The sequence below is a fragment of the Bacillus cereus group sp. BfR-BA-01309 genome, assembly GCF_022664315.1.
Lineage (GTDB): Bacteria > Bacillota > Bacilli > Bacillales > Bacillaceae_G > Bacillus_A > Bacillus_A mobilis.
On the sequence record NZ_JAKUHE010000050.1, the window covers coordinates 1 to 1,285 of the forward strand.

Here is a 1,285-nt window from a genome sequence, read left to right on the forward strand (position 1 = left end):
AAGGTGTTTACACTTCTTTTCCCAAATGGTATCCATATAGTTTAAATATATATTAGAAAGTAAAGGAGATATCACACCACCTTGTGGTGTACCTACTGTCGTTTCATGAAATTGCGCATGTTCCATGATTCCCGCTTCCAGCCATTTTCTAATGAGTTTTAACACTCTTCGGTCACTGATTCTTCTTTCTACAAGCCTCATCAATTTGTCATGATTTATACTGTCAAAGTAGCCTTGTATGTCTACATCTATAATCCAGTGAGATGTTTTACTCGCTTTTCGTATCTTCGATATCGCTTGATGTGCGTTTCGTTTCGGGCGAAATCCATACGAACAGTCTTGAAAATCAGCTTCAAAGATAGGTTCAATGACTAATTTTGTTGCCATTTGTACGACTCTATCTTTAATCGTGGGAATTCCAAGTGGTCTTTGTTTTCCATCACCCTTTGGGATATAGATTCTTCTCACAGTTTGCGGATGATAAGACTTACTTTTGAGTTCTTTGTACAATTCATTTAGAAAGTTGCGTTCTCCATATTGGTGAACGATTTCCTCAATTGTCTGTCCATCCACTCCGCCACTTCCTCTATTCCGCTTTACCCTTCGCCATGCTTCAGCCAATATATCAGGACGATATATTTTGTCATACAACGCATGAAACCTACGACTTGAACTTTCTTTGGCACAAAGATATAAAGTCTTCCAAAGTTCTTGAGCTTTTACATCGGTGTAGTTAGCTAGTTTTCCAGCATTCACTCACTCTTACCTCCTTCCAACTTATGAACAAAGTAGAGGTCCTTCCCTACATAACGTTGTGTTGTCGTTATGATATTTGGTACTATGACCTCCTCCGACTCCCTCTTTACAGTCCACCATTTCGCATATGCTTATAGGTTTCCTCTCTCCTTTCTGAAAGAAAGGGTAAAGGAGGGTCTCCCCAGTTCCTGACACTACTTTCTCAACATACCGTCCTCCTTACCCCGAGGGATTCTTCGATGGCGCATTTCCAAGTTCTTCACATCTTCCATGGTCTTCGCCTATTGTCTCCAGGCTCGACTTCCCTTTGTCCTATTGCTAGGTTGCTTTTAACGAGGCGGCAAGGTTCACTTTATGTTACGGTCTGTTGATTCGCTCGCACTTCTAGTAGAAGTTACTTTGTCACAGGGCTTCAACCTTAGGATTTCTCCACCAGTTGCCTGTCAGCTACTAGGCGACTTGGCTCTTACCTAGACTGGACTTTCACCAGCAAGCAGTGCCCAGCTTAGCTGGGCACGCAAACAAAAAA

Annotated in this window: 1 protein-coding gene; it reads right to left on the minus strand. The window is 41.9% G+C overall.

Annotation, left to right across the window (positions count from 1 at the left end; translation table 11 throughout):
- Positions 1 to 756: group II intron reverse transcriptase/maturase (ltrA, locus tag MR115_RS29485; protein WP_242243843.1), on the minus strand; the 756-nt coding region annotated here is incomplete at its 3' end.
- Positions 757 to 1,285: the final 529 nt, after the last annotated feature.